This is a genomic window from Candidatus Hydrogenedentota bacterium (assembly GCA_018005585.1).
Lineage (GTDB): Bacteria > Hydrogenedentota > Hydrogenedentia > Hydrogenedentales > JAGMZX01 > JAGMZX01.
The window spans coordinates 18,468-44,231 of record JAGMZX010000010.1; the positions used below are offsets into that span (position 1 = coordinate 18,468).

The 25,764-nt window shown below is 62.8% G+C and carries 22 protein-coding genes and 1 pseudogene; 12 read left to right on the forward strand and 11 right to left on the reverse strand.

Features of this window, described 5'->3' with window-relative positions; genetic code table 11:
- Positions 1-137: 137 nt before the first annotated feature.
- Together KA184_03155 and KA184_03160 are read left to right on the forward strand one after the other, a co-directional pair.
- On the forward strand, positions 138-1,046 hold the full coding sequence (locus KA184_03155; GenBank protein MBP8128552.1) for a sugar phosphate isomerase/epimerase: 909 nt from the start codon (positions 138-140) through the stop codon (positions 1,044-1,046).
- A gap of 67 nt (positions 1,047-1,113) precedes the next feature.
- Positions 1,114-1,965, forward strand: a complete 852-nt coding sequence (locus tag KA184_03160) for a glycosyltransferase family 9 protein (protein ID MBP8128553.1) — start codon at positions 1,114-1,116, stop codon at positions 1,963-1,965.
- A 33-nt stretch (positions 1,966-1,998) separates the two neighbouring features.
- On the opposite strand, the gene KA184_03165 is transcribed toward KA184_03160, so the two are convergent.
- From KA184_03165 to KA184_03180, 4 genes are all read right to left on the reverse strand, one after another.
- Positions 1,999-2,856: a hypothetical protein gene (locus tag KA184_03165; protein ID MBP8128554.1), complete on the reverse strand. Its 858-nt coding sequence runs from the start codon at positions 2,854-2,856 to the stop codon at positions 1,999-2,001.
- 210 nt (positions 2,857-3,066) lie between these two features.
- Positions 3,067-5,421 (reverse strand): VWA domain-containing protein, encoded by a 2,355-nt coding sequence (locus tag KA184_03170; GenBank protein ID MBP8128555.1) that lies wholly within the window; start codon positions 5,419-5,421, stop codon positions 3,067-3,069.
- The gene (locus KA184_03175) at positions 5,402-5,818 is read right to left on the reverse strand and encodes a MerR family transcriptional regulator (protein MBP8128556.1); all 417 of its coding nucleotides are present in this window, start codon (positions 5,816-5,818) and stop codon (positions 5,402-5,404) included. The genes KA184_03170 and KA184_03175 overlap by 20 nt, the downstream gene beginning before the upstream one ends.
- Before the next feature lie 182 nt (positions 5,819-6,000).
- Positions 6,001-7,455: a NapC/NirT family cytochrome c gene (locus KA184_03180; GenBank protein MBP8128557.1), complete on the reverse strand. Its 1,455-nt coding sequence runs from the start codon at positions 7,453-7,455 to the stop codon at positions 6,001-6,003.
- 361 nt (positions 7,456-7,816) lie between these two features.
- Between KA184_03180 and KA184_03185 the strand changes: the two genes are divergently transcribed.
- From KA184_03185 to KA184_03195, 3 genes are all read left to right on the forward strand, one after another.
- Positions 7,817-8,638, forward strand: coding sequence for a hypothetical protein (locus KA184_03185; GenBank protein MBP8128558.1), 822 nt, complete (start codon positions 7,817-7,819; stop codon positions 8,636-8,638).
- An 84-nt stretch (positions 8,639-8,722) separates the two neighbouring features.
- On the forward strand, positions 8,723-10,285 hold the full coding sequence (locus KA184_03190) for a TonB-dependent receptor (GenBank protein ID MBP8128559.1): 1,563 nt from the start codon (positions 8,723-8,725) through the stop codon (positions 10,283-10,285).
- A 19-nt stretch (positions 10,286-10,304) separates the two neighbouring features.
- Complete coding sequence (locus KA184_03195) at positions 10,305-11,327, forward strand: hypothetical protein (protein ID MBP8128560.1); 1,023 nt, start codon at positions 10,305-10,307, stop codon at positions 11,325-11,327.
- 64 nt (positions 11,328-11,391) lie between these two features.
- On the opposite strand, the gene KA184_03200 is transcribed toward KA184_03195, so the two are convergent.
- Positions 11,392-12,333 carry a Stp1/IreP family PP2C-type Ser/Thr phosphatase gene (locus tag KA184_03200; protein MBP8128561.1) on the reverse strand — a complete coding sequence of 314 codons (942 nt, stop codon included), beginning with the start codon at positions 12,331-12,333 and terminating at the stop codon, positions 11,392-11,394.
- A 175-nt stretch (positions 12,334-12,508) separates the two neighbouring features.
- Between KA184_03200 and KA184_03205 the strand changes: the two genes are divergently transcribed.
- Positions 12,509-12,874: a hypothetical protein gene (locus tag KA184_03205; GenBank protein MBP8128562.1), complete on the forward strand. Its 366-nt coding sequence runs from the start codon at positions 12,509-12,511 to the stop codon at positions 12,872-12,874.
- Between the two features lie 242 nt (positions 12,875-13,116).
- Positions 13,117-15,798, forward strand: a complete 2,682-nt coding sequence (locus tag KA184_03210; protein MBP8128563.1) for a PAS domain S-box protein — start codon at positions 13,117-13,119, stop codon at positions 15,796-15,798.
- 340 nt (positions 15,799-16,138) lie between these two features.
- On the opposite strand, the gene KA184_03215 is transcribed toward KA184_03210, so the two are convergent.
- Together KA184_03215 and sixA are read right to left on the reverse strand one after the other, a co-directional pair.
- Positions 16,139-17,893 carry a carbon starvation protein A gene (locus tag KA184_03215; protein ID MBP8128564.1) on the reverse strand — a complete coding sequence of 585 codons (1,755 nt, stop codon included), beginning with the start codon at positions 17,891-17,893 and terminating at the stop codon, positions 16,139-16,141.
- A 94-nt stretch (positions 17,894-17,987) separates the two neighbouring features.
- Positions 17,988-18,473, reverse strand: coding sequence for a phosphohistidine phosphatase SixA (gene sixA, locus KA184_03220; protein MBP8128565.1), 486 nt, complete (start codon positions 18,471-18,473; stop codon positions 17,988-17,990).
- Positions 18,474-18,600: 127 nt separating this feature from the next.
- Between sixA and KA184_03225 the strand changes: the two genes are divergently transcribed.
- Positions 18,601-19,014: a secondary thiamine-phosphate synthase enzyme YjbQ gene (locus KA184_03225; protein MBP8128566.1), complete on the forward strand. Its 414-nt coding sequence runs from the start codon at positions 18,601-18,603 to the stop codon at positions 19,012-19,014.
- A 41-nt stretch (positions 19,015-19,055) separates the two neighbouring features.
- Here the strand turns inward: KA184_03225 and KA184_03230 are convergent, their stop codons facing one another.
- From KA184_03230 to nikR, 4 genes are all read right to left on the reverse strand, one after another.
- A complete protein-coding gene (locus KA184_03230; protein ID MBP8128567.1) occupies positions 19,056-20,072 on the reverse strand; it encodes a methyltransferase in 1,017 nt (338 codons plus the stop codon).
- Between the two features lie 84 nt (positions 20,073-20,156).
- Positions 20,157-20,411, reverse strand: a complete 255-nt coding sequence (locus KA184_03235; protein ID MBP8128568.1) for a YgiT-type zinc finger protein — start codon at positions 20,409-20,411, stop codon at positions 20,157-20,159.
- Positions 20,408-20,722: a DUF4258 domain-containing protein gene (locus KA184_03240; GenBank protein ID MBP8128569.1), complete on the reverse strand. Its 315-nt coding sequence runs from the start codon at positions 20,720-20,722 to the stop codon at positions 20,408-20,410. The genes KA184_03235 and KA184_03240 overlap by 4 nt, the downstream gene beginning before the upstream one ends.
- A 35-nt stretch (positions 20,723-20,757) precedes the next feature.
- A complete protein-coding gene (nikR, locus tag KA184_03245) occupies positions 20,758-21,174 on the reverse strand; it encodes a nickel-responsive transcriptional regulator NikR (GenBank protein MBP8128570.1) in 417 nt (138 codons plus the stop codon).
- Positions 21,175-21,342: 168 nt separating this feature from the next.
- Here nikR and KA184_03250 point away from each other — a divergent pair.
- The 4 genes and pseudogenes from KA184_03250 to KA184_03265 all read left to right on the forward strand — a co-directional run bounded on the left by KA184_03250 (position 21,343) and on the right by KA184_03265 (position 25,757).
- Positions 21,343-21,654, forward strand: a pseudogene (locus KA184_03250) (type II secretion system protein).
- 725 nt (positions 21,655-22,379) lie between these two features.
- Entirely contained in the window at positions 22,380-23,063 is a 684-nt protein-coding gene (locus KA184_03255; protein MBP8128571.1) for a formylmethanofuran dehydrogenase subunit E family protein, read from the forward strand.
- A gap of 86 nt (positions 23,064-23,149) precedes the next feature.
- The gene (locus KA184_03260; protein MBP8128572.1) at positions 23,150-24,346 is read left to right on the forward strand and encodes a hypothetical protein; all 1,197 of its coding nucleotides are present in this window, start codon (positions 23,150-23,152) and stop codon (positions 24,344-24,346) included.
- Positions 24,347-24,809: 463 nt separating this feature from the next.
- Complete coding sequence (locus tag KA184_03265) at positions 24,810-25,757, forward strand: PmoA family protein (protein MBP8128573.1); 948 nt, start codon at positions 24,810-24,812, stop codon at positions 25,755-25,757.
- Positions 25,758-25,764 lie beyond the last annotated feature (7 nt).

Consider the following 25,764-nt stretch of genomic DNA (forward strand, 5'->3'; position numbering starts at 1 on the left):
GGACGGCCCCGCCCAGACCACCGAGGAAGCCTCTTCTGTCGGACGGCACACGAAACTCTTGAACGCCTCTTTCCGGGATTCTATGATGCGTCTCTTACAGGGGACGTTCCGGAATCATTGCGAGAAGGAGCAAGACGATGGGAATGCGCTTGTCGCGCCGAGGCTTCATCGGGGCGTCTGCCGCCGCACTCGCGGCCGCAGGCGCCATTTCCGCGCAGGACGCGCCCGCGAGGCAGCCCGTGGTTTGCGTGTTTTCGAAACACCTACAAGGCCTGTCGGCGTACGGTGCGCTTGCGGCGCAAGCGCGCGGCCTCGGTTTTGACGGAATCGACCTGACCGTGCGCGAGGGCGGCCATGTGCTGCCAGGGCGCGCCGCGGAGGACCTGCCGCGGGCGGTTGCGGCGATCCGCGCGGAGGGGCTTGAGGTCCCCATGATCACCACGCGGATTGCCGACGGAGACGACCCGGACGCACGGCCCGTTCTGGAAGCGGCCGCGCGGGCGGGAATCCGGCATGTGCGCGTAGGGGGGCACAGGTATCCCTTCGCGGGAGACCCGATTGCGTTCCTGGACAGCCTGACGGCGAAACTGCGCTCGCTGGCCTCATTGCTGGAGGAATACGGCCTGGAGGCGGGCTACCACAACCACAGCGGCATGCTGAACGTGGGCGCGCCCGTCTGGGACCTGCATTATCTGCTGGAGAGGGTGGGGTCGGAGCATCTGGGCTCGAATTTCGACCTGGGTCATGCCATGGTTGAGGGGTCCTACGGCGATTGGCAGGTCACGACGCGCCTCATCGCGCCTCGCACGAAGATGGTCTCCGTCAAGGATTTTCGCTGGGCAGGGAACAAGCCCGAATGGACGCCCCTCGGCGACGGGATTGTGCCTATCACCGATATGCTTCGTCTCCTGCGCGCGGCGCGCTTCCGCGGCCCCGTCTCCATCCATTTCGAGTACGACCTTGGCGATGAAACGGCCGCCCTCGAACACATGCGCCGCGACGTGCAGACCCTGAAGTCCCACCTGAGCGAGGCGGGGTTCGCGTGACGCCCATCGCGGGGCCCGGCCAAACGCCCGGGGCGCGACGGCAGAATCAGGAAAAGCAGGAAACATCATGCGTATCTTGTGGGTGCATGCGGGCGGCGTCGGAGACTTCATCCTGTCTTGCCCCGCCCTCGAATGCCTCGCCGCCGAACACACGGTCGAGGTAGCAGGCCTGCTCGAACGGGCGAGCCTCGCCGTGGCCGGAGGTCTGGCGGCGCGGGCGCATTCGCTGGACGCGACCGGCTTCGGCAGCTTGTGGGGCACGGCGAGCGCCAGACTGCGGGGCTTTGTGTCCGGCTTTGACCGAGCCGTGGTCTGGATGCGCGATGACGACGGCATGATCGCTTCGGGTCTCCGGGACTGCGGCGTGAAAGAGGCGACGTGCTTCCCCGGATTGCCGCCAGGCAATTGGCCGCGCCATGCTTCCGAGTATTACCTCGAGCGCCTGGGGCACGCGCGCCACGCCCCCTTCCGGTTGCGGGTCCCTCCCGCGCCGGGCCAGGATGTGGTCATTCACCCGGGCAGCGGCAGCCCGAACAAGAACTGGCCACGGGAGCGGTTTCAACAACTCTCGGAAAGCCTGACCGCCCAAGGCCGGCGGGTGGCATGGTGCCTGGGACCGGCGGAAGAAGCGCTCGCCCCGCCGGAGCAGTGTCCGTCTCTCCGCGGCCTCCCGCTCGTCGAATTGGCGCGTGTATTAGCGGGCGCGCGCCTGTATGTGGGCAACGACAGCGGCATCACGCATCTCGCCGCCGCGGCCGGCTGCCCCACTATCGCCATTTTCGGCCCGACCGACCCGAGAGTATGGGCGCCCCGCGGAGAACACGTGCGCGTTCTGCAGGGACCGCCGTGGCCCGACACAGAGGAAGTGCTTCAAGAGTCATCCGCGGTGTTGGCGGCAATTCCATTCATGGGCGCATAAGGGATGCCCATATGGTCGCGAGTCTCTTCGAGGTCAACTTCTAACCAGGTACCACCAGCAGGATGGCAGCCAGCACGCCTGCTGGTCTGGACGGGCAGATTCGATAATGGACACCATGTCGGCGCGCGACAGAAGACTCGCGTATTCGAGCGGCGTTCGCCCTTCGTCATCTTGAACATACAAGCAGGCGCCCTTTCTTATCTGCGCCCTTACCGCGGCGACATCATTGTTGAGTATCGACCTGAAAAGGCTGTGTCCCCTGGCTTTGTGTTTCAGCTCCCGTTGACTGTCCTCCAACGACGGCTTCAGGTGCGCCTTGACCAAGGCTGTTCTCAGCAGACCGCACCTGGAGGATTCTGTGATTGCATGCTTCAGTATGTCCGGATACTGCATGATTTCTATGCCCAGAACGTAGATTAGTGATTCCACAAGCGAGGTGTTCTGCGTGCGGCGCGCCAGTTCAATACAAGTGTCAAGCCAATTATTGCGCGTTTCCCGGCGGCAAGGAACACGCCGGACGAGGTGATAGAAGACGAGGTCCGCGAAACGAACATGAGTCCGCGCAAACGAAAGCCATAGCGAAAGTATGCTGTCCCAATCCAGCGCCTGCCCGCAGTGAATAGCCCCGGTGCGCACCGCGTCCGAGAAGCCTCGCGAGCGGCTATTCGAATTCGAGCGCTGCCGGCGGTCAATAGCCGCGATGCGCACCGCGTTGCACCATCGCCCGTGGGAAGTCAGTTCATGGAGGTCCATAGTCTCGAAGGCAGCCTGCAGGTCATTGATGCTTTCGACCGCGCTGCGAAATCGCGGCGCATAACAGCCGCAGAAAGGCGTGAAGCACCATCGTCTCTCTTCGGCCTCAGCAAGCACTTCAAGGAAGCTGTTACTCATTTGGAATGGCCCTCTTCCAACGAACCGGCCGTGCATCGCCAAGCCTGGTTGGACCTGAACGGTAACTCCAGGCACGGGGACGCCGTCCCTGCAGGTGAACCAGGTCTTATCTCTGGCTCCTTCACATTCACCGGCGTATTCGGGATGGTCCTTTCAATACAAGGCGCCCAAAACTATCCGATGGCATCTGTGTGCCTGCTCGTCGGCTCTTTACTCGCGGATAAGCTGTCGCAGCTTTTTCCACACAACCGCGGAAGGCATTCCGCCCTCGCGGATACGACGGACCAGGCGCTGCCAGTCCCGGCGGTGTCCCGCCGACACTTCGCGCCGACGCAGCACGGCGGCAAGAAGACCGTTCTGCTCCGCGTCAAGCGCGGTGGCATCTACCCGGCGCAGGAAGTCCAGCAGCCGGCGCACGTGCGCGGCGAAGGGGCCGCACTGCTCCGTGTTGCCTTCCTGGAGGAGCGCCATCAACAGCGCCAGGGACGCAGCCACGCGCGCCGCGGGCGAATCGCCCGGCATGCCGCCGTCCGGTTCAAGCAGGCCCGCTAACGCGACCATGTCGTCCATATGGGCCTGCGCATCTCCCCCGCTGTCGCGTTTGCTCTTCCTCACAAAGCCGCCACGGGGCGCGCTGACAGGTGCTGGCTCCGCGCACACTGCAAAAAACCCGCTATCTACTCTTTGAAATAGTACATCCTCCCTATAGTCAGGACTACATAAAAGTAGGGGACTCGGCGCAAAATAAGACTCGAACTGAACGCCCTCCGGCATGCCGACGGGCACGACGCGCGTTTCCGGCATTTCGCCCGCCGCGTCGCCCGCGCGCGCGGCCACGGCCACAAGCGTCATGACGCGGCTGCTCAGTTCGTATTCGCGGCTGACCTGCTCGAGTGCCTCCCTCCACGTGCCGTCAGGCGTCTCCCACGCGCTTTGAGCGCGAGTGATCAGGCGCGCGCCCTGCAGCTGCCGCAGGGTCTCGCCAAGCCCGTCCGCCTTTGCATCGATGAGAATCCGGTGCGACCGTGTTTCCCGGGCATGGTTCCACGTCAAGACCAGCGCGCCGGGCCCGTCCGCCGCGCACGACCCGAACAAGAGCAGTGGATTGTCCTGGAACACGACATCGCGCGGCTGCGGTTCGAGCACGGGTTCCTGTAGCCCTTCGAAAACGCAACGCAGTTCTCGTGCGACCGGCTGCGCCACGGATGAAAAGAGGCGCAGCGTCTCCATGTCCACCCGTTCGCGCGGAGTGGCAAACCGGCTCACCCCGCCGGTCTCTTGCGCCAGCAGCGCGAGGAACCGGTCCTGGCTTGCGCTGCCGATGCCGAGGCAATGCAGCCGCGCGTTGCATCGCCTGACCCGCGCTATGATGTCCTCGGTCCCGAAGACCTGGCCGTCCGTAACGAGAAAGAGGTCGCCGCCCTGGTCTCCGAGGAGCAGCACCGCGGCGTCCAGACCCTGAGCCAGCTCCGTGCCGCCGCGCGCATGCACCGTATCCAGGAAGCGCGCTGCCGCATCGCGGTTTTCCATGGTCCCGTTGAGCAGCGACGGACGAAACTGCTCGCTCGTCGAGTCGAATGCGACGATGCCGAACGTGTCCTGCTCGGACAGGGCGCCGAGGCAGGCCTTGACGGCATTGCGCGCCTGCTGCATGGGCGCGCCGCTCATCGAACCGGAGCGGTCCAGCACGAACACGACGCGCCTGTGCGCTTCCAGGGGTTCGCCAAAAACCGTTGACGGAACCAGCACCGCGAAGCGGCCCCTGCCGCGCGCGTCCGTCCCGGCGTACGAGAGTACCGCGGCGGCGTCTCGCCGGGCCTCGAGGACCAAGTCCCGATTCGGCACATCGCCTTCGGTCGCCAGTTGCACGCGCACATCCCCGTCCCGGGTCAGGCACCGGATGGCGTGGGACGGCGAACTGACCTCGACGGCTGCGCCGCCGAGGCGGACGTCGAGGTCGAATCCGACGCGGTGCAGCGATGACGCATCCTGCTTCCAGACAGGCAATACCAGGTCGTCAAACGGCGCATTGGGCAGTTCGAGTTCTCCCGTGGCAGTGTCGTCAAAGAAGGCGCGGGTCTGCGCGTGATAGGCGGGCGCAAGCGCGAAGGGAAACCGGAACCGCAGACCATCGTCGCGGGCTTCCACGCCCGCGAGCAGCTCGATCATGACCTGCACGTCTTCGCCCGGCTTCAGATTGCCCACCGTCAGATTCACGATGCCGTCGCGGTACGTGCGCGCCATGGTCGCAAGATGGCCCGCCTCGAGCCCGGCCTCGTACGCCTCCTGCGCTTCCGCCACGGGCCGCAGTTCCGAATGGACGTCAAAACCCGCGCCCACGACGCGAAACCGCTTCAGCGCGGCGTCGCGCGGCAGCATGAACGCATAGACCACCTCGAGCGGATGGTCTTCGGCCGAGCGGAAACCGTGGCGCACCACGAGGTGCGCGCCCACGGGCAGGATCGTGCCGGTCAGCCACAACTCCTGCATCGCCAGCCGGGCGTCCCGTCCGTCCGCCGCGCTGCATACGGAAAAAGAGCCCCCTTCAAGTGTTGTCGTACTCATTCTGTGTCTCCCGTTCCTTTCTCAGATGTTCCGTCAAAGCGGCAATTCCCCGAATCACCCGCTTCATGCGCCATCCTTCAAGGTCACCGCGCACCTCGACTGTCACGTCCGGCGTCACTTGGAAGCGCCAAACCGGGACCGGCCGCGGCATCCGGCCTGGTTCAGGGTCCCCGGACTGGCGCAGCCGGATTTCCGCCAAGGTCAGACCCTCCGCCTGCAATTCCTGGATGCGCCGGATACCCGCAAGATGGTCCCGCGTGTACGCCGCCGCGCGCCCGGCCCGCACGGGGCCCGGCAAGACCCCTATTGCGATATACAAACGCACCGTCCGCGGCGAAACCCCGGCCGCGTCGGCGAGTTCTCCCAGTTTGAATTCCTTGGTCGAATCGGCACTCATGACCACCGTGACCTTCCTGTGTTACGCGTCCATTATATCGCCAATATTCGACAGTGTCAAGTTTATGCAAAAAAAGATACGGGGGCGCCGCGCTTGTGGATGTGACGGTGGAGAAGACGAACGAGATGCATGCACGGGCGCGGCGCTCGCAGTGCCCGTGGATGTAACGCTTCTTCGTCTCTTTACTGGAGTTGGAGCTGGTTCAGGATTTCCGGGTCTTCTTCGTCCCAGGCGAGGACGGTATGACAGAGTTCGCAGTCGCCGCTGATGGCCTGTCCGTCTTTCGATTCATGGGAGTCATCATGGCAACGGAAACAGCCCGGGAAGGGATCCTGGTGGCCGAGGTTGTTGGGATACGTGTTCCAGGTCACGTTCATTTCCGGGAATACGTTGCGGCCGTAAATGCCCTGCAATTCCCGGATCGCGGCTTCAATAGCATCGCCTTGCTGCGCGGCAACATCGGGATAGTCCTTGGCGTAGAAATCGCGCACATGGGCGGCAATCAGATCGAGGTCGCCCGCGGCGCCTTGGATAGACTCGAGGGCTTCGACGCCGACACGCTTGATATAGGGCAGCGAGGCATCGATCGCGCCCGCGGCCAAGGACTGATCCACGGCCTTGGCGGGCGCGTGGAAGACGTGCGTGGGCCGGTTGTGACAGTCGATGCAATCCATCGTTCGGAATTCGGCGCGCGCGATTTCGTCTTCCGGCATCTGCAGGTCCGAGGCGCGGAACTCCGTAACCGTTCCGTCCGTCCCGGTGACCCGGACGATGCCAATCTTCTGCCGTTGTTCGTCCAGGGGCAGGTAGGTGGTGGTCTTGGCCGGGTCGATATGCCAGCTGTGGATGCCATGGCCACCGCCGTGGCCGCCGCCGATGTGCATGAGCAATACCGAATGCACGAGGGAGTTCGTCTCGTCATCCATATACTTCGGCACGACCCGGATGCGGTCGCCCGCGAATTTTTCGGGCCAGTGGCATTCCTCGCAGGTTTCCTTGGACGGGCGCAGTTCGTGCACGGGGCTCGGAATGGGGCGCGAATAGGTATTCAACGTGACCGCGAAGACCTGGCGTACGCCGGAGAGTTTCGACTTGGCGAACCAGTCCGCGCCGGGGCCGATATGGCACTCGACACAGGCGACCTTGGAGTGAGGCGAGTTGAGATACGCCGTATACTCCGGCGCCATCACGGTGTGGCAGACGCGGCCGCAAAACTCGACCGACTCGGTATATACCACGCCCTTGTAGCTGATGATGCCGATGATGAGCATATTGACTACGGAGAGCAGCGCCACGACGACGGCGATGCTGCGCACCCGCGGATTGTTGAAGTCCAGGACGGGGAAAGGCAGCGGCGGACCTGCGGCGGTCTCCGGCGTCTGTTTGCGCAACCGGAACCGCTGCCACAACGCACCCGCCGGGACAATCAGCAATCCCAAGACAAAGAACCCGGGCAGGACCAGGAACGTCACAATGCCAAGGTAGGGCGAATCGACCCTTCCCAGGATGCCCAAAGCCATCGTCACGGCAATCAGGATCGTGCTAGCCGTTACCAGGGTCGCCCCCAGCATCGTGACCCAGTTGGCCGTGAAGATGGCGGCAAACCCGCTCAGGATTCGGAAGATCACGCTGAACATCAAGCCTCCTTCTTTGGGGCGCATGCTCCGCCAGGCGCCGACAATTCCGTGCATTATGCGGTATCGGGCAAGTCTACTGCACACGCCCGGCCATTGCATCCGGAAAAAGGACCACGTGCCGCGGGTTACTCCGGGAAAACTACCCACTATTCGGCATACTGCGATTGCGTCTCAGGAGAGTGTCCGGCAAGGACGCCACAAGAGCCGGGGGGACGTGCAGGAATTTTGGGTACTTGTTACGTGCTGCAGTGGCGCGTGTCTGCCCCGTGTTTTTCACGGATGTATTGGCAAAAACTAATGATGTATGCTTCCTTCACCTTAGCGAAGGCCGATGGGGAGAGCTATTTTGGAAGTTCGTCGCATGCAACGCCGGAATTTGCCGGTTTCGTTTTCACCGCGCCGTCGCTCCCTTGTGTCCCTGGTTCGCGCATGGGGCGTCTGTCTCCTGGCGGCGGCTCTGTTCGGGCTAAGCGGCTGCCCCGGCAAACCTGGCGAGGTCGGGACACAGGTCTGTCTGCAGTGCCACAATGGCGTCCTGGCGCCGGACCGTTCCGAATTCCCGGAGAGCGCGCATGCCGTGGTCGCCTGTGAGACCTGCCACGGTCCGGGCTACCTGCACGTGCGTAACGGCGGCCGCGGGGGCCTGCTCATTCAGACGCCGGAAAACAGCGATGCCCAGTACGGTCTCTGCGGGCGCTGCCATGAGACGGAGACGGCGGACCATCTGGAGAGCCGCCACGGTTCCAGCGGCGCGTTGAACTGCGCCGATTGCCATGACGTACACGGCGCGGCGCGCACGGCGCCCGCATTCGCCAACAACAGTCTCTGCCTGACATGCCACCGGCACGCCGGTTTCGCGACGAACGCCGAAATCGAGGCCCACACCTTTCATTCGGTCGACCCCGCGGGGACTGGCGCCAGCCGCTGCTCGGGCTGCCATATGGTTCCGCTGCAGCGGTTCGACCAGGCGGAGGGCGTCTACAGCCATACGATGGTCCCTGTCCCGCCGGTCGCGTCCAACGAGGCGGCGGAGGCGGGTGTCACCCCGACGCCGCCAAACTCGTGTTCGGGCATCGAGGGGTGTCATGACGGGACCGTGCGGACGGCGCCGGTATTCGATGTGGACACTCCGGAGCATAATGAGTGGCTCCAGATTGTCTACGACGCACGATATGGGGAGTAAGAGTCTGTGCGGAACCCGGGCCATCCAGGAATACAGGACCGCAATGCGGACGCGAAAGGGCGTCCGCACCGGGGAGGAATCCTTGTGAAAAGAGCGGGTCGGGGACGTTGGCTGGTTTGGGGTATTGGCCTGTTCGCGGCGAGTATCGCCGCCGTCCCCCATGCCCAGGAAACGGAAGCCGCGGCGCCGGGCGATACGGCCGTCGCGGCCGAAGACGCGGCAGGCGGCGCTGCCGCCGAAGAACCCGCCCCGGCGGGGCGCGACTGGGTCAGCGGCAGTTTCCGCACCGAATTGGATACGGCATGGACGGATGAAGACACGGACGTGGACCTGAACCAGACGCTGCGCTTGAACCTGGACCCCGCCAACCATCCGCGGCTGCATATGCGCGGGCTCGTGGGCCTGCACGAAGACCTGGACTCGAGCGAGGCGCAGTCGAGCGTGCTGCGCGACATCAACGACGGGTCGGGCGAGTCCGTGCGGGCGCGCCTCTACTTGCTGTATCTCGACGTGGACGATGTCTGGGGCGACTCCACGCTGCGCATCGGCCGCCAGCGCATCGAGGGCGGCGCGGCGTACAACCGCATCGACGGCGTTTCATTCTCTCAGCGGGCCGGGCGTTGGGATTGGTATGTGTTCGGCGGCGCGCGCGCGTCCGTGTACGACTCCACTTCCGGCGACCTGGCGGCCGGGGGCGGCGTCGCGTTCCGGCCCGACGGCCGCACGCGGCTCAGCCTGGACACGTATTGGGGCGAAAAGCACCGCGAAAATGATGATGAGGTGTATCTGAGCCCGCTCGCCGCACTGCTGGGTCTGGAGTATCCCCGGCGCATCAAGTCAGATATCGGCGATAACCTGGTCGCGCTCAGCCTGTGGCGCCAGCTGACGCCGAACACGAGCCTCTTCGGCCGCCTGCGGCTGCACGACGGCGAATTGGACGAAATCAGCGCGCAACTCGCCGGGTATTGGCCGGGGGCGGACCTGAGCTACGAGGTCTCGTACCGCGGGCGCTTCGCCACGGCATCGGACCGCGTGGACGACCTGACCTCGTTCTACGAAGTGTTGGGAAGCTATGAGGAATTTCACAATTTCCTCGCGGCGCTGCACAAGCCGATTACGGAACGCATTGAACTCTCGCTGGAAGCCGAGTTTCACAACGCGGACGACGACTGGCAGACGGCCAACCGCGATTTCAACCGGTACGCGGCGATCTTGACGGTCGCCCCGCTCTTCAAGGCGACGGACATTACCGTGGCGCTAGAAAAATGGGATATCAGCGGCGGGGACGGCACGTGGACGTTCACCGGCGAACTCACTCATCATTGGGGGGACACGCTGGCCTTGACGTTTGGGGCGGATTATGAGCGGTACGAGGACCGCATTACGCAGTACTACGCGCCGCTGGGCATTGTGGATAAGCTGCTTGTGGCGTTCGTACCAGGATACTACGCGGGCTACAATCCGCTGGTTTTCCTGTTTGACCAATACGCCGTGACCACCTACGAAAACGTTTACTCCCTCTACACGCGGCTGAAATGGGCCGTACGCAAGAATCAGGACGTCTCCCTCGAGGTTACCTACGAAGAGGACGACGGGCCCGATTCGCCATACTGGCGCGTGCAGGCGGGCTACACGATTCGGTTCTGAATCTTCAGGAGAAGGACGCATGCTGCGACGCAACGCGGGACGCTATGGAGTGCTCGGGGCTCTGCTGCTTTGCCTCGCCGTCGCCTGCTCCACACTGACGCAGCAAAGCGGGGCGCGACGGGACCGCGGACTCCGCTTTCCGCATGAAAAGCACACGGAAGACATGGCGTGCACGGATTGCCACGACATGACCGACCCCGAGGCCGTCATTCCAGACCATGACCTGTGCTCGACCTGCCACGACATCGACACGGACAACCCCGCGCCGGAGCAGTGCGGCCTTTGTCATACGCGCGAGGATTATTCGCTCGATGCGCGGGCGCGCGCGCTGACGGATGAGGTCAAGTTCAGCCACGACCCGCACGCGGCCGCGGAACTGGAATGCGTGGCGTGCCACGAAAAGCCCGATGAGCGGCTTCTGCCGGACAAACCGATGAAGCCTTTCTGCATGGACTGCCACGCGCAGAAGAACCCGCGATTGAACGCGTGCGAAGTCTGCCATGCAACCTGGAACAAGGACGTCGTGCCGCAGTACCGGTCGGGAAGCCGGATCCAGCACGACGCGCCGCAAATCTGGGCGCATTTGCACGGCAAGGAGGCGCGCATCGACCCTGCGTACTGCAAGCTCTGCCACGATACGGAGACGTCGTGCGAAGAGTGCCACCGCACCACGCCGCCGCGAGACCACACGGTCTCCTGGCGCCGCCAGGGGCATGGCTTCCACGCGACCATCGACCGCGGCAAATGCGTCGTGTGCCACGAAGAAGACTCCTGCATCGAATGCCATGAGAACACGCAGCCCTCGTCGCATCGCGGTTCCTGGGGGCATCCGATGAACGGCCACTGCATATCGTGCCACTATCCGCCGGAGCGGACCAATTGCACGGTGTGTCATGAATCGGTGGAACACGACGGCGCCATGCCTTCGCCGCACGATTTCGGCCTGTATCCCGGAGCGTGCGGATTATGCCATCCGGGCGGCGTGCCCTATCGCGCGCCACACCTGCTGAACTCGACCGTGAGCTGCAAGACCTGCCATTGACGCGTGGCCGCGCCAGGCGCGACAGAATCTCGCACAGGGGCGCGGGGTATCCGTGCGACACCGTTCAAGGACGCAGGAGGCGCAGCAGGTCGCGCAGGAAATAGCCCAAGGTCGTGGCGCCCAACCCGTAGAAGATCAGGAAGAGAAGCCAGAGTATGGAGAAGCCGCGGCGCCGCAGGAAAGCGCGCAGGCGCAGGTAGACCATCCGGAAGAAGTTGGGGCTCACATTCACGACAATAACGGTAATATTGTCCTTGCCGCCGTTTTCGTTCGCAAGAGCCACGAGGCGTTGCGCCACTTCAGCCGCGGTGCGGTGAGACCGGAATTCCGCGACTATATCGGTGTCTTTCACCATGTTGACCAGCCCGTCGCTGCACAGCAGCAATACGTCCCCCGGTACAATGTGCCAGCGGTAGGTGTCCACGGTGATATCGGGATGGGTGCCCACGCATCGCGTTACGATGTTCTTCCGGCGGTCCAGCTCGGCTTCCGCCTTGGACATGAGCCCCTGCTTGACCTGCTCGTCCACCCAGGAATGGTCTTCCGTTCGGGCAATGAGCTCGCCGTCGCGGATGTGATAGCAGCGGGAATCACCGACGTTTGCGATGTAGACCTTGCGGGGCTGGACCAGCGCAGCCAGCACCGTGGTGCCCATGGGCCGTCCTTGCGAAACAAGGTCCAGGTTTGTCTGATAGATGCTTTCGTTGGCCTTCTCGATGGACGCGCGCATCACGGGCAGGGGCCCTTCGTCCCGTTCGTCGACATCATCGGTTTCTTTAGGCAAACGAGGCGGCTTCTCTTTGAGCATATCCTTGATCAGAGACACGGCGAGTTTGCTGGCAATGTCGCCGGCCGTGTGCCCCCCAAGGCCGTCGGCAATGCACAGCAAAGCCCCCTCTCGAAACAGGCGGATTCCAGGCATGCCCTCGCGAAAGACGCCATGAGCGTCCTCGTTCCTGGTCTTGCGACGGCCCTTATCGGTTTGGGCAGCAATATCGAGTCGCATACTTCTTGCCTTGTTCCCCGGTAACGGTATCAGAAGCATTGCACGATGGGCAAGCATCGAACGCGGGTGAGCCGGGAACAGCGACGCCCTCACGCCTGAATGCACGGAAGCGGGCGAATGTATTACTCTGACAGAGGACAAGACCAACGCTTCTTGCGACACGGGAGGAACGGAAATGGCCGGACTGTGGTTGGCCGGAATGGAAGCGCGCATGAGCGAGGCGAGCGCGGCGCGCGGCGCATCTCAACGGGCGGCCGAAATGGCCAATGAGGCCCGAACCGCGATTCGGGAACTGCAGGATGAAGTGGACAGGCTGGCGCTGCTGAATCAGGCGCTGTGGGAGCTGATTCGCGCGCGGCTCGGCGTAACCGACGCGGACCTTGAGCGGATGGCCTACGATATCGACATGCGCGACGGGAGACCGGACGGCAAGATCACGGCGCATGCCGTGCGGTGCCCCGCCTGCGGACGGGTCTCGAATTCAAAGCGCGCAAAATGCCTGTATTGCGGCCAACTGTTCGAGAAACCGGTTTTCGGCTGATGTGCCGCGCACGGGCCCGCAGACGCTGACCGCGGGACGTGTTTTGCTGCCCGCCGCTACAATACCCCTGGAATACCCAAGTTTGGCGAGGGAAAAAGGGGGATACGCCGCATACCCTTTTGTGTTAGACTGAGAGGTGAAGGGGTCTGGCCAAAAGGGGGCCCAAGGTGACTATGAGTTCGCGTGCCAAGACACGGGACCGCCGGGAACACGGTAGCCTTGATATCGTGCGCGAAGAAGCTATGGCTTTTGCGAAGATCGGGCTGTACCGGTACCGGTTCGACGGCACGGTGGTCTTCATGGACCAGGGGGCGTTGCGCATTTTTGAACTGGAAGACCGTTTCCCCAGCCCTGCGGACGCGGCGGGTCAATCTCTCGGCGAACTCTTCGTCTACACGACACCCGTCGAGGCGATGCGGCGCGAAATACAGCAGAAAGGAGCGCTGCACGACCGGGAGTGGTCGTTCCAGACGCTCAAGGGAACGCTGAAGTGGGTGATGGAAGACGCCTATCTCGTCCGGGAGGAAGAATCCGGAGAGCAGGTCATCCAGGTGGTCTGCCGGGACATCACGGAGGAGAAATCCGCGCGCTGGGCGCTGCTGGAAAGCGAGCGTAGGTGCTGCGAACTCGTGGACACGTTTCCCTTCTCGCTGGCGATTTTTCAGGACGGCAAGATCGTGTACGCCAATCCGGCGACGGCCCGCATGCTCGGCAACGAGAGTCCGGCCGAAATCATCGGGCGGGACATTCACGCCGGCGTGGCGGAATCCGAGAAGGAACGTTTGCGCACGTACGCCCGGAGACGACTGGACGGCGCCCCGGACGTGCCCACGCATTACGAGAGCGTGTTGCGCCGCGAAAACGGCACGGAATTCCCGGCCGAGATATACATGGAGCGCATCCTTTTCGAGGGCCGGCCGGCGCTGCAGGCGCTCGTTATCGACATTACCAAGCGGCAGAAGGCGCAACAGGACCTGCGCGCCAGCGAGGAGCGGTACCGGGACATTCTCGAGAGCATCCAGGAGGGATACTACGAGGTGGACCTGAAGGGCAACCTCACCTTTTTCAACCCCGCGTTGTGCGCGGTCTTGGGCTATACCGCGGAAGAACTGCGCGGCCTGAATTACCGTCACTATTATCCCGATGCGGCGGCGGCCCGCCGCGCTTACGTCACCTTTCAGCAAGTCTACGAGACGGGCCAAGCCGCACAGCTTGTAGACTGGCGGGTCAGGCGCAAAGACGGGACGGAAGCCTCCCTCGAGGTCTCTATCTCGCCCATGCATGACGCTGAGGGGAAACCGGCCGGTTTCCACGGGATTGCGCGCGACGTCACGAGGCGCAAGCTGGCCGAGCAAAAGAGGGAGGAAGCAGAGGCGCGGTACCGCGAGATCTTCGAGAACGCGAACGATATGCTGTATACGCACGACCTCTCGGGCAAAGTGACGTCTGTCAACAGGGTCGCGCTGGAATTGACCGGGTATACCAGCGAGGAAGTGCTGGGCCGAAACGTCATGGAACTGCTCGCACCGGAGTGCCGCGCCAAAGCCGCGCAGATGATCGCCCGGAAGCTTCAGAGGGAGGAGTCCGCGAGCCGGTATGAGAGCGTCCTCCTGCAGAAGCAAGGCGCCCGCGTACCCGTCGAGGTCAGCACGCGTCTCATCTACGAGAACGGAACGCCGGTGGGCATCCAAGGCAGCGCGCGGGACATTACAGAGCGCAAGCGGGCCGAGGAAGAGCGCCGGCATCTGGAAGCGCAGGTGATACACACCCAGAAGCTGGAAAGCCTGGGCGTGCTCGCGGGCGGCATCGCGCACGATTTCAACAACCTGCTCGTCGGCATTCTGGGCAATGCGGGCCTTGCGCTCACCCGTCTTGAGCAGGGGACGCCCGCGCACGCCTACGTGCACAAGATCGAGCTGGCCGCGCAACGAGCCGCCCAATTGACCAACCAGATGCTGGCGTACGCCGGCAAGGGCACCTTCGTGATTCGGCCCGTGCACCTCCCCATGCTCGCCCGGGAAATGAGCCCGCTTCTCACGGCGTCTATCGCAAAAACCGCCTCGCTCCGTTATGACTTTGAAGCAGACCTTCCCCTCATCCGGGGGGACATCGCGCAACTGCACCAGGTCATCATGAATCTGGTCACGAATGCGTCGGACGCCATCGGCGACCAGCCTGGAACAATTACGATCCGCGCGTATACTGCCGAGTTGGACGAGGAAAGTCTCGCCGAAACCTACCTGCACGACCGGCTCGAACCGGGCCAGTTTGTCTGTCTGGAAGTCCAGGACTCCGGCTGCGGCATGAACCAGGAGACGCTGTCTCGTATTTTCGACCCGTTTTTCAGCACGAAGTTCGCGGGGCGCGGGCTGGGTCTTGCTTCCGTGCTGGGCATTGTCCGGGCGCACAAGGGCGCCATTGGTCTCGAGAGTTCGCCGGGCAAGGGCGCCACATTCAGAGTGTACTTCCCGGCCGTTGCGCATATCGCCGCGGCCGAAGCCGCCGCGGAATCAGTCACGGCCGACGATGTGGGCGACTGGCGCGCGTCCGGCCTGATACTCATCGTGGATGACGAGAAACCGGTGCGTGAGGTGGCGCGGGCGATCCTCGAGCATCGCGGTTTTCGCACGCTGCTCGCCACCGATGGCCGTGAAGCCATCCGCCTCTTCGAAGAACACTGTGGCGAAATCACTCTCGTGCTGCTGGACCTGACCATGCCCGAACTGGATGGCATCGAGGTACTGAGACAACTACACGGGATGCGCAGCAACGTCCCCGTCATCTTGTCCAGCGGCTACACCAGACAGGACGCCATCGGGCAGAATGGTGACGAAGGCGCCGCGGCATTCATCCAGAAGCCCTATCTTCCTCACGAACTCGTGAGAACCGTGCGCGACGTGCTCGCCGCGAAGGTTGGGACGTAACGCGTCCCCGCTGGCAACGGGCCGCGGAACAGCGCCCTTTCCCTGACGCCGCCACCAGTCCTCACGCTCAGTCGAATTCCCAATAGGGCAGGTTGTACAGGAACCAGAGCGTGAGTTCCAGGATATCGGCGATAAAGTAGTAGACAGCGTCCAGCACGGCATACAGAGAGTTCACATTCATGGCGGTACGCTCCTGCGAAGAGCCTTGGTTGCGCAGGGCCGCGGGCTTCCCTGCTCTTCAACATGGACGCGCGGCGCAGGCGGTTTATTCATCGGCCCGCCGGCAGACGTTTTCGCCCCCTTCAAGCCGCCCGGCCGCAATACGAAAACGCGGGCATTCTTATTCTGCTTGCGCGGATGCGGAGGATCGCCGCAGATAGCGCATCTTCTTGTATACAAGCACGACCACGCCGGCCGACAGGGCCAGGAGCAGGACGGTAGTGGCGAGCAGCAAGTAGCTGTGCTCGGTCCAGTACTTGTTGAACAACAGCAACAGCGAAGCGGTGGTGGTCACCATCATGAATAGGGCGGGGGCAAGAGCGAAGATGTATTGAGACCCCCGGAGAATCAGCCACATCGTGACGGTGATCAAACCCAGCGCCGCCAACAACTGGTTGGCCGCCCCGAAAATGGGCCAGAGCGCATCGAATGCGTTGGTGATCGCAAACAGCCACATCAGGACCACGGCCAGACCGGAATTGAACCAGTAGTTCTTCATCAGGGCGGGCGTCCGGGGCAGCAGCGTGGACCAAAGCTCCTCGAAGAGGTACCGGTTCAGGCGCACGGCGGCATCCAGCGTGGTGATAACGAAGCCCTCGACCAGCAGGATGCCGAAAACCGTGCCCAAATCCACCGGGATGCCCAGATGATTATCGACCAGATGTCCGACTGAAAGACTGAACGCGAGGATGGGATTGGATTTCACGCCCAGCTCTTTGACCGGGAACACGATGCTCTTATAGTCGACAAAATTCATGCCGACGCCGATCGCCAAGAGCACGCACACGGCCAGCAGCGATTCGAGGAGCATGGCGTTGAAGCCGATACGCCGCGCATCGCGCTCGGTATCCAGTTGCTTGCCCGTCGTGCCGCCCGCGACGAGCGAGTGAAATCCCGAGATGGCGCCGCAGGCGATGGTGATGAACATCATCGGATACATCAGGCCGAGGTTGGCCGTACCCTCGGCCATATTCATGGCCGGCATCGAAAACGGCGCGTTGCGGAACCCCGCGACGAGCAGTCCCGCGGCCAACAGCCCGATCCCGGCATACAACACCTGGACATTGATGAAGTCGCGCGGCTGGAGAATGACCCACACCGGAACGCCCGCTGCGAAGAAGACGTAGACGGTAATGAGGATCAACCAGGCATTGCGGGACAGCACAAACGGGAAATAGATGCCAACCAAGATCGACCCGATACAGATGACCGAGGCAAGCAGATAGGCGGGAACGCTGCGGAGATTCCGCTTATAGAGGAGCCAGCCGAGCAGCGGCGAGAGGCAGGTGATGATGACCACGGAAGAAGAGGCGATGCCGCCGATACGGCCCACAACCACGCCGTCCCGCACCACCGTCCTGAGCAGCGTCTGCCCTTCAGACAAGCCCATTTTGGCCAAGGGCCACATCGAGGTCAACGATGCCGCCACGGCGTTCAGGAAAGAGGACGTGACCAGCACCAGCATCAGGATAGTGAACATGATGAACAGCAGAAATCCGCTCTTGCCGAGGGTCTTCTTGGCGATCTCGGCCATGGAACGTCCGCCTTCGCGCATACTTATGAATAATGCGGTGAAATCATGGACCGCTCCAATGAATACCGCGCCGAGCACTACCCAAAGCCACGCGGGCAGGAATCCGTAGAGAATGGCCATGGTCGGGCCGATGATCGGTCCCGCACCGGCAATGGCGGAGAAATGATGCGCAAAGAGCACATGCGTCTTGGTCGGCACGAAATCTCGTCCGTCTTCGCAAGTGTGCGCGGGCGTCGGACGGCCCGGGTCCTCGCCCAGCGTGCGCGCGAGATAGGCGCCGTACCAACGGATAGCCAGCAGATAGGCGGCAATCGCGAACCCAAGAAAACCCAAGACTATCATGACGCTGATTCCTCCGTATCCGGCAAGCGCCCATCATAAACGGGCGCGCCGGGCCGGGACAATCGCCCTGCCTGCTCTAAAAACCCGTGAGACTTCAGCGCATTCTGCCTTGGTCTACAGCAAGCAGCTCCGGCGTAAGCGCCCAGAGCAGCCGCCACCGCGCGTCGGCTTCGTTTCGTTCCAGGCACACGACACCGGCATTCTGGAACGCCACGACTTCGCGGTCCGCGTCGCCCGTGAGCAGCAGCGAAGCCGCGCGCGATAGAAACGGAAGATGCCCCACGACCATCAAATCCGCGTCCCGGCGGCGCAATGCCTCGGCCAACGGGTCAATACTGTCCTTGGGATTCAGGCCGTCGCGCTCCCGCGGGTTCGGCGCCCGCAGCGCGCCGGCCAGCGCCATGGCGGTCTGGCGCGCCCGTGTCTTGCCGCTATGCCATAGTTCATTCACGGAGAGATGCCTTCGCGCGAAAAAGGCGACCATCTCCCCCACTTCGCGCGCGCCTTCCGGCGACAACGGCCGGTCGGGGTCGGCTTCCTTGCTGAGCGCGGTGCCATGCTGCACGAGGTAAAGCCTCATACTGCCATGTCCTCCTGCGCCCCGTCTCCGGGCTTCCCTGAACCAGTATACACCGCTTTTCATCCGTGTGCCGCCCCGTGCAGAATAGGCGGTCCTGGGAACAACGGCTGAAAGAAGGGACCACGCCATGAAATTCACGACGGAATATCTGGAGTTCCACACGCGCAAGCACCGCGAGTACATCAACATCACCGACAAGGTAGAGGCCGCGGTGGGCAAGAGCGGCGTGCGGGAAGGCATGGTGCTCGTGTCGGCGATGCATATCACCGCGGGCGTCTACGTGAATGACGCCGAATCGGGGCTCATCCAGGACATAGACGACTGGCTGGAAGGCTTGGCCCCGTACCGCGACGATTACCGGCATCACCGGACCGGCGAGACGAATGGAGACTCGCACTTGAAGAGCCTGCTTGTCCACCACGAGGTGATTGTGCCCATTACGAACGGCAGACTCGACCTCGGCCCGTGGCAGCAGGTGTACTACGCCGAGTTCGACGGACAGCGCCGGAAACGGCTGATCATCAAGGTCATGGGGGAATAGCAGAGCAATGGCGCGCGCCGCCCGCGGCCCCGCAGCGGCGTTCATCGCCCCGTTATGGCGTTCCACGTCTCGAAAACCTGGCGGACATTTTCGGGTTTGGCGCCGGGGCCGAACTCGCACTGGGCGATGCAGCCGCCGTTGTGCCACAGCCGGCGATGGACTTCGCGCACCGCGGCGTCGATCTCATCCGTAGTGGCCTCGGGCAGCAAGTGTTGCCGGTCGATCTCGCCCCAGAACGTGATCTTCCCCTTGAACGGCGCGAGATTCTCGACGCCCATGCAGAACAATTGCGAATTGACGGCGTCTATGCCAATCTCGACCAGGTGCGGGTAGATGGGCAGGATATAGCCGTCGGAGTGCATGAAAATCTTCTTGCCTGCGCCGTGCGCGATCTGGGCGTAGTCTCGGTAACGTGGCTTGAAATGCCGCTCCCAGAGGTCCGGGCTGATCAAGAGGTTGCTCTGCGCGCCCCAGTCGTCCATGAATTGCAGCGAGTCCACGTCGGTCGCCGCCCACCGCTCAAAGACCTCGCAATAGAACTGATGCAGCGTGTCCATGAAACGCAGGAACCCCGGCGGCTCGATCATGAGGTCTACGTAGAGGTCCGCCGTGCCCCGGAGAAACTGGAGCCGCTCGAAAGGCCGCGCACAGAACCCCGCCGTCACGAAGCAGTCCGTTTTCGCGCAGAACCTGTTGACCTGATCGCGTTCCATGGTCAGCCACTCGCGCGGGATGTGGACCTTGCCGATGTCGTCGTCCCAATCCCGCACGAGCGGCCGCTTTACCTCCCCGATAACGCCTTCCTGGATATTGTCGAAGACGCAGCCCCACTCATCGACGTACTCGCCGATCTTGTGGGCATCGCCCCGCGTGGGCGGCGTCTCCCGCGGGAAACTGGGCGCGCCCACGATGTCCGGCGGAAAGTCGCGCTGCAACGCGTGCAAGACGTCGCCGTGGTGCATCTCGGCCCACGGCAGCGACCACAATTGACGCGGCGCGCGCGGCGGCCCCTCGAATTGCAGTGCCAGATACATAATCTCGCGCGGCGTGAACGCCATAAACTTGTCTCCTGGTGGAACAACCGGCGACAAATGCCGGACAGGGCTCAGACGCGCCCGGGCAGCGTGCCTCCTTCGGCTGTATCACAACCGATCCATGGGCGCGCTGAAAGCCTTTCCCAATGGTTCGAATTCCCCCGTATCCTCCGCCGCCAGCTTCGACCGAACTTCCTCAAACCGCCTGACAACCTCGACCGCGTACAGGGTTTCACCACATCGCAGGCAGACTTCGGCGGGCGCGGTCATAACCGCGGTGTTTCTGCCGCCGCGCAAGAGCTTTTCCGTCGTCTGCGCCTTCATCTCACCGCCGCACACCGGGCACTTTGGAAAGGGCTTCATTGCTTTCTCCTGAACTTCCAATCGATCCACTTCTCCGGGTCAGGCCGGTATACCGTCACGAGCACTGCCCAAGCACTGGCTGCATTATACGCCCAAACGCTATGCACCGGCTCCCTGTCTCCGGTAAGACCGAGGACAAGACAACTCGGATACGGCCAATCCGAAGGATATTCTTCGATAATCTCGCCGACCAATACACTTTCAAGAATAGCATCCAGCAATAAATGGTCCGCGTTTGCCTCTTCATCGGCATGATCAGACACACGAAACCTCCCATCCCGTATTGCTTGCTTTAGCGCGGTGATTTCCAAACGCAGGACTCCTTACCCGCGAAATCAGGCGGCTTTCACGTGAGCTTCTTGCCGGTGGAACTTATCGAGAGCGCGGCGTGGAGCACTCCCTTGTGCCGGCGCAGGAGGGCCGCCAGTTCCTTGAGGCGCGACGCGCGGCCCCGGACAATCACGATCTCGGCGCACAACGCGTGGTCGAGGTGGATGTGCGTGGACGCCAGGATATCGTGGTGGAAGCCGTGCTGCACCTCGGTCAGTTTCTCGGAGAGGCCGCGCCGATGGTGATCGTACAACATCGTGATCGTGCCCACGGCCTCTTTGTCGTGTTCCCATTCCTGCTCGACCAGCCGCCCCCGAATCAGGTCCCGAATAAACTCCGAACGATTCTCATAGCGCCCCTCCTTGACCAGCTTTTCGAGTCGGTCCAGGAGCGACTTCTCGATAGAGAAACTCAAGCGCGCGACGCCGGACATGGTCTCGTCTCCTACCCGAAGGTTCGGCGGCAGTATACAGGCGCGCTGGCGGCGTATTCACGGCGTCCGTTCCGCCCCGCCACCACGCGCTTGCATTTCCATAGGCGGCGCTGGTATTATTTTCTTCGTATTCGTAATACCAACGACCACCGGAGAAAGGAAGAACCCATGAACCGCAAGTCGGGCTTCACGCTTATCGAACTGCTGGTCGTCATCGCCATCATCGGCATTCTCGCTGCGATCCTGCTGCCGGCGCTGGCCCGCGCGCGCGAGTCGGCCCGGCGTGCGAGCTGCCAGAACAACCTGAAGGAGTTCGGTCTGGTCTACAAGATGTACAGTGGCGAGAGCGAAGGCGAGCGCTTCCCGCCGCTGGCGCCGTTTGCGAATCCGGGCGGCGTGCCCATCTTTGCGGCCGCGGACCCTGCCGCGCTTTATCCCGAATATCTGAACGACCTGAATATTTCGCGGTGCCCTTCGGACTCCGGCGCGGACGGCGCCGGGCAGATGGTGGCGGGCCGCCTACCGGATGGCACGATCGAGGAACATATCGCGGCCGCCGAGGCGGCGGGCGACCAGGTAAGCCTTCGTTATTTCCTCGCCGCGGCGCTCAGCCGTTCGTACTGGTACCACGGCTTTGCCATGAGCAACATAGAGGAATTCTACGGCGTCTGGAACGGCACGGGCACGAGGCCGGTAACGGGCAACGCGGCGCCGGTGGGCGCGGGGCCGGTGATGATGCCCATCACACTGAAGGACTGGGACCCGGACATCACGCTTTCCACGAAACTGGCGTGGACAGCCATCCTTGGGACCGGCTCCGCGGGCGGCGATCAAGTGCTGCGCCTGCGCGAGGGCATCGAGCGGTTCTTCATCACGGACATCAACAACCCGGCGGCAAGCGCGCAGGCACAGAGCACCCTGGTGATCATGTTCGACACCTTCGGGAGTTTCGGCGATGTGGCCAACGCTGCGGGCGGCGTCGTCTTCAATCATATTCCCGGCGGCTGCAACGTGCTGTACATGGACGGCCACGTGGACTTCATCCGCTACAATACGGCGTTTCCGGTGATTGACGACAAGGAAAACAACTACGGTATCCCGCGGCAGGTCGGCCACTACGGTCTGATGTAGCACTGTCGCGTCCGTTCGTATTCAATCGCGCGGCGTCTTGAAACAAGGACTTGGCCCATTTCAAGGAAGAGAACATGAAAACGATACGGCTTCCTGTCTTGTTTGCGCTTGGATGGCTGCTCGGCATCGCGGCGGCGGCACATGAGACCCCGGACGGCGTCCCGCACGAGCACGCCGAGGACGCGGGCGGGCCCACGTCCGTGTTTGCCCATTTCCCGACGGCCCCCGATTTCTACCGCGAGCCCGTAGCCGCGCTTATCCGCGAAGGTCTTGTCGAGCGCTTCGGTGAAGACGAGTTTGCGGCAGTGGTGCTCAGCCACGAAATCCATCAGCATATCGGCATCTACACCATCATAGGCGCCAAGATGGGTGTGCGCGCGCGCGAATTGCTCGAAGCGCCTCGTCGCGCCGTCGAAGTAGTCGTGGAAACGCAGCCGGACACGCCCCCGGCCTGCGCGGTGGACGGGTTGCAGGCATCCCTGGGCAGCACCTACGGCCAGGACCTGATCCGGATTCAGCCGGTCGTCGAACGGGGCTTGACCGTCACCTTCACGCACGGGGATAGACGGCTGCGCGTGGCGCTTAAAGACGGGTTCAGGGCGGAGATTCAGCGGATCGTCGAGACGAACACTGCGCAGCACGGCAATCTCTCACCCGCTTACTTCGAGGCCATCCGTGCAGCCAGCTACCGCATCTGGGCGGAATGGGACCGGGCGCAAATCTTCGAGGAGGACTGGCTGGATGCGGGAACGCAGTAGAAGTGAGCGCCTGTAATCATAGAGGCTGAAATGCCGGGCACCCTGCCGCGTGTTCCGGTTCTGGGACAGGCGGGAGACCCCGGAATATGCCAAAAACCGAGACACTACCCCGGCGTTATGAAGCATTCCGCAAGGACATCGCCATCGAACGGGTGGAAATGTTCCCGGTGCGGTATCCGACGGTGATGCGCTTCAAGTTCTTCGAGGGCCCGACGTCCGGGTCGGGTCGCGCGGCCATTCTCATCAAGATCACGGCCAGCGACGGGACCGTGGGCTGGGGCGAGAGCGTGCCCGTGCCGCGCTGGGGTTGCGAAACGTTCGAGAGCGCGCAGTGCACGTTGGAGCAATACCTTATCCCGATTATCACGGGGATGAATCCCTTTGACATCGAAGAAATCCACCAGGCGATGAACGTCGAGGTGGCGAATTGTTTCTCGACCTGCGCGCCCATTACGAAGGCGGGTATCGACCTTGCGTTGCACGACCTCATTGGCCGCTCCGCGGGCAAGAACGTGGCAGCATTGTGGGGCCGGACACTGCCGGACGAGTTGACGTTAAGCTGGACGTTGAACCCGCGCGACTTGAACGAGATCGCGCCGCTCATTGACAAAGGAAAGGCGCGCGGTTACCGGCATTTCAACGTCAAGGTCGCTCCCGACCCGGAGTTCGACCTCCTGATGTGCCGCATGGTGAAGGAACTGGTTCCTGATGGTTTTCTCTGGGCGGATGCGAACGGCGGCTATGAATTGGGGGTGGCGCTGGAGGTGGCGCCGAAGCTGGCGGATGCGGGCGTGGCGGTGCTCGAACAGCCGATCAAGCCGAACCGGCTTACCGGTTACCAAAAACTGAAACGGCAGGGCGCGCTGCCGACCATCATGGACGAAGGCGTCGTGTCCCCCGCGGACCTGCTCGAATTCGTCGAACTGGGCTGCTGCGACGGCGTGGCCATGAAACCAGCGCGCTGCGGCGGGTTGTGCTCGGCGCGCGGCCAGGTCGAGATACTGCTGGACCGCGACATGTGGTTTCTGGGCAGCGGGCTCACCGACCCCGATGTGTCCCTTGCGGCTTCGCTCATCCCCTACGGCGCGTACGGGCTGCGCTACCCGGCGGCGCTGAACGGGCCGCAGTTCCTGGGAACGAGCGTGACCACCGAGCCGTTCCGGCCCGTCGAGGGCAAGGTGCGCGTGCCGAAGGGGCCGGGTCTCGGCATCGAGGTGGACGAAGAGGAGCTGGCGGCCCTGGTTGACGCCTCACAAGAGGCCCGCCGTGCGGGCGAGCCTTGAAAAAAGCGGCTGCTTCCTTTGCCTGGCACTTGCAGCAAACAGCATCTCAGGATATGCTTAGTATAGAAGCACGACAATCGGAGTCACGAAACGGCAGGAACAGGTTCTAAGGCGGTACGCTCCCGACTCCGAGGCCAGTCCGCCACAGACAGGGTTTCAGGCGTAATGGGTTTCATGAGGCTCTGACCTCGCAGGAGAAGTACAACATGATAGACTTTACCAGCGTTCCCGTCATCGGCGGCGTCATCGGCGGCCTGATCGGCATCATCATCTTCGTGGTCTTCTTCATCATCGGATTCTTCAGCAATCTTTCCGCCTCGGTGGGTCTATTGGGACTGTAAGCACCGGATACTGCGGTTGTAGGCGCGTCATCGGACAGGCAGAATCGGCGCAGGCTGAGTGCTTCCGTCCGGCGATCTGTATCTCTGCAAAAAGATACAAAACATTGCAAGGAAACGTTATATTGCGTCCGATAATACTCCTCGCCCTTATTCTAGCCCTGCCCGCAACCGCCGAGTTCTCGTTTCAGGATGATGGGCAGGCCCTCACGGTCCTCGAAAACAACCAGCCGGCGCTGGTATACCGTTACGGAATCGTTGCTCCTCCCGAGCGGGTCGATGCGAAGTTCCGGCGCGCCTGCTACATCCATCCGCTTTATGGATTGGACGCCGAGGTGATGACCCAGGATTTCCCAATAGACCACCGGCACCATCGCGGGATATTCTGGGCCTGGCCAAAATCCACCGTGGGCGGCAAGCCTGCCGATGTGTGGACATTGGAGGGCATCCGCCAAGTCCACGATGCCTTCCTGGAACGCACCGCGGACGTGGCCAGTGCGGTCGTGTCGGTGCAGAACCGCTGGGCCTACGATGATGCGCCTGACCAAGCCACGGTGCGCGAGACCGTGCGGTTCGTGGTGCATCCGGCGGACAACAAGGGCCGCGCCATCGATTTCGAACTCACCTTCGAGAATATGAGTAGCGAGGAGACCGTCATATCGGGGTCCGAGGCCGAAGACAAGGGCGTGACGAAGGGTTACGGCGGCTTCTGCTTTCGGCCCGACGCCACGCGTTCGCCCATGACCTTCACCGCCCTGAACGGAGTCGAGGAAAAGGACGCACTTTCCCTGGAGACGCCTTGGTGCGACGTGTCGTTCCCGATCAAGAAAGGCAGCGAGAAGATGTCCGGCGTGGCCATCTTCCAGCATCCCAGGAACCCCGGATACCCGCATCCTGGCTGGATACTGCGTCATTACGGATTCTTGGGCGCATCGTGGCCGCATACGGAGCCCTATGCGCTGGCGCCCGGCGCCTCAGTCACATTGCGGTACCGGATGTGGGTGCATCGCGGCAACGCAACGGAGGCCGGCGTGCCCGCGGCTTTCGAAGCCTACTCGGCCGCTGCTCCCTGAGGCGGTG

Coding starts and splice junctions, on each gene's coding strand:
- sixA (MBP8128565.1), bottom strand. CDS start 18,473: ATGAGGCTTTACCTCGTGCAGCATGGCACCGCGCTCAGCAAGGAAGCC.
- KA184_03165 (MBP8128554.1), bottom strand. CDS start 2,856: ATGAGTAACAGCTTCCTTGAAGTGCTTGCTGAGGCCGAAGAGAGACGA.
- KA184_03170 (MBP8128555.1), bottom strand. CDS start 5,421: ATGAGTACGACAACACTTGAAGGGGGCTCTTTTTCCGTATGCAGCGCG.
- KA184_03175 (MBP8128556.1), bottom strand. CDS start 5,818: ATGAGTGCCGATTCGACCAAGGAATTCAAACTGGGAGAACTCGCCGAC.
- KA184_03180 (MBP8128557.1), bottom strand. CDS start 7,455: ATGTTCAGCGTGATCTTCCGAATCCTGAGCGGGTTTGCCGCCATCTTC.
- KA184_03255 (MBP8128571.1), top strand. CDS start 22,380: ATGAAAACGATACGGCTTCCTGTCTTGTTTGCGCTTGGATGGCTGCTC.
- KA184_03185 (MBP8128558.1), top strand. CDS start 7,817: ATGCAACGCCGGAATTTGCCGGTTTCGTTTTCACCGCGCCGTCGCTCC.
- KA184_03210 (MBP8128563.1), top strand. CDS start 13,117: ATGGCTTTTGCGAAGATCGGGCTGTACCGGTACCGGTTCGACGGCACG.
- nikR (MBP8128570.1), bottom strand. CDS start 21,174: ATGTCCGGCGTCGCGCGCTTGAGTTTCTCTATCGAGAAGTCGCTCCTG.
- KA184_03195 (MBP8128560.1), top strand. CDS start 10,305: ATGCTGCGACGCAACGCGGGACGCTATGGAGTGCTCGGGGCTCTGCTG.
- KA184_03230 (MBP8128567.1), bottom strand. CDS start 20,072: ATGGCGTTCACGCCGCGCGAGATTATGTATCTGGCACTGCAATTCGAG.
- KA184_03235 (MBP8128568.1), bottom strand. CDS start 20,411: ATGAAGCCCTTTCCAAAGTGCCCGGTGTGCGGCGGTGAGATGAAGGCG.
- KA184_03260 (MBP8128572.1), top strand. CDS start 23,150: ATGCCAAAAACCGAGACACTACCCCGGCGTTATGAAGCATTCCGCAAG.
- KA184_03160 (MBP8128553.1), top strand. CDS start 1,114: ATGCGTATCTTGTGGGTGCATGCGGGCGGCGTCGGAGACTTCATCCTG.
- KA184_03205 (MBP8128562.1), top strand. CDS start 12,509: ATGGCCGGACTGTGGTTGGCCGGAATGGAAGCGCGCATGAGCGAGGCG.
- KA184_03215 (MBP8128564.1), bottom strand. CDS start 17,893: ATGATAGTCTTGGGTTTTCTTGGGTTCGCGATTGCCGCCTATCTGCTG.
- KA184_03155 (MBP8128552.1), top strand. CDS start 138: ATGGGAATGCGCTTGTCGCGCCGAGGCTTCATCGGGGCGTCTGCCGCC.
- KA184_03200 (MBP8128561.1), bottom strand. CDS start 12,333: ATGCGACTCGATATTGCTGCCCAAACCGATAAGGGCCGTCGCAAGACC.
- KA184_03225 (MBP8128566.1), top strand. CDS start 18,601: ATGAAATTCACGACGGAATATCTGGAGTTCCACACGCGCAAGCACCGC.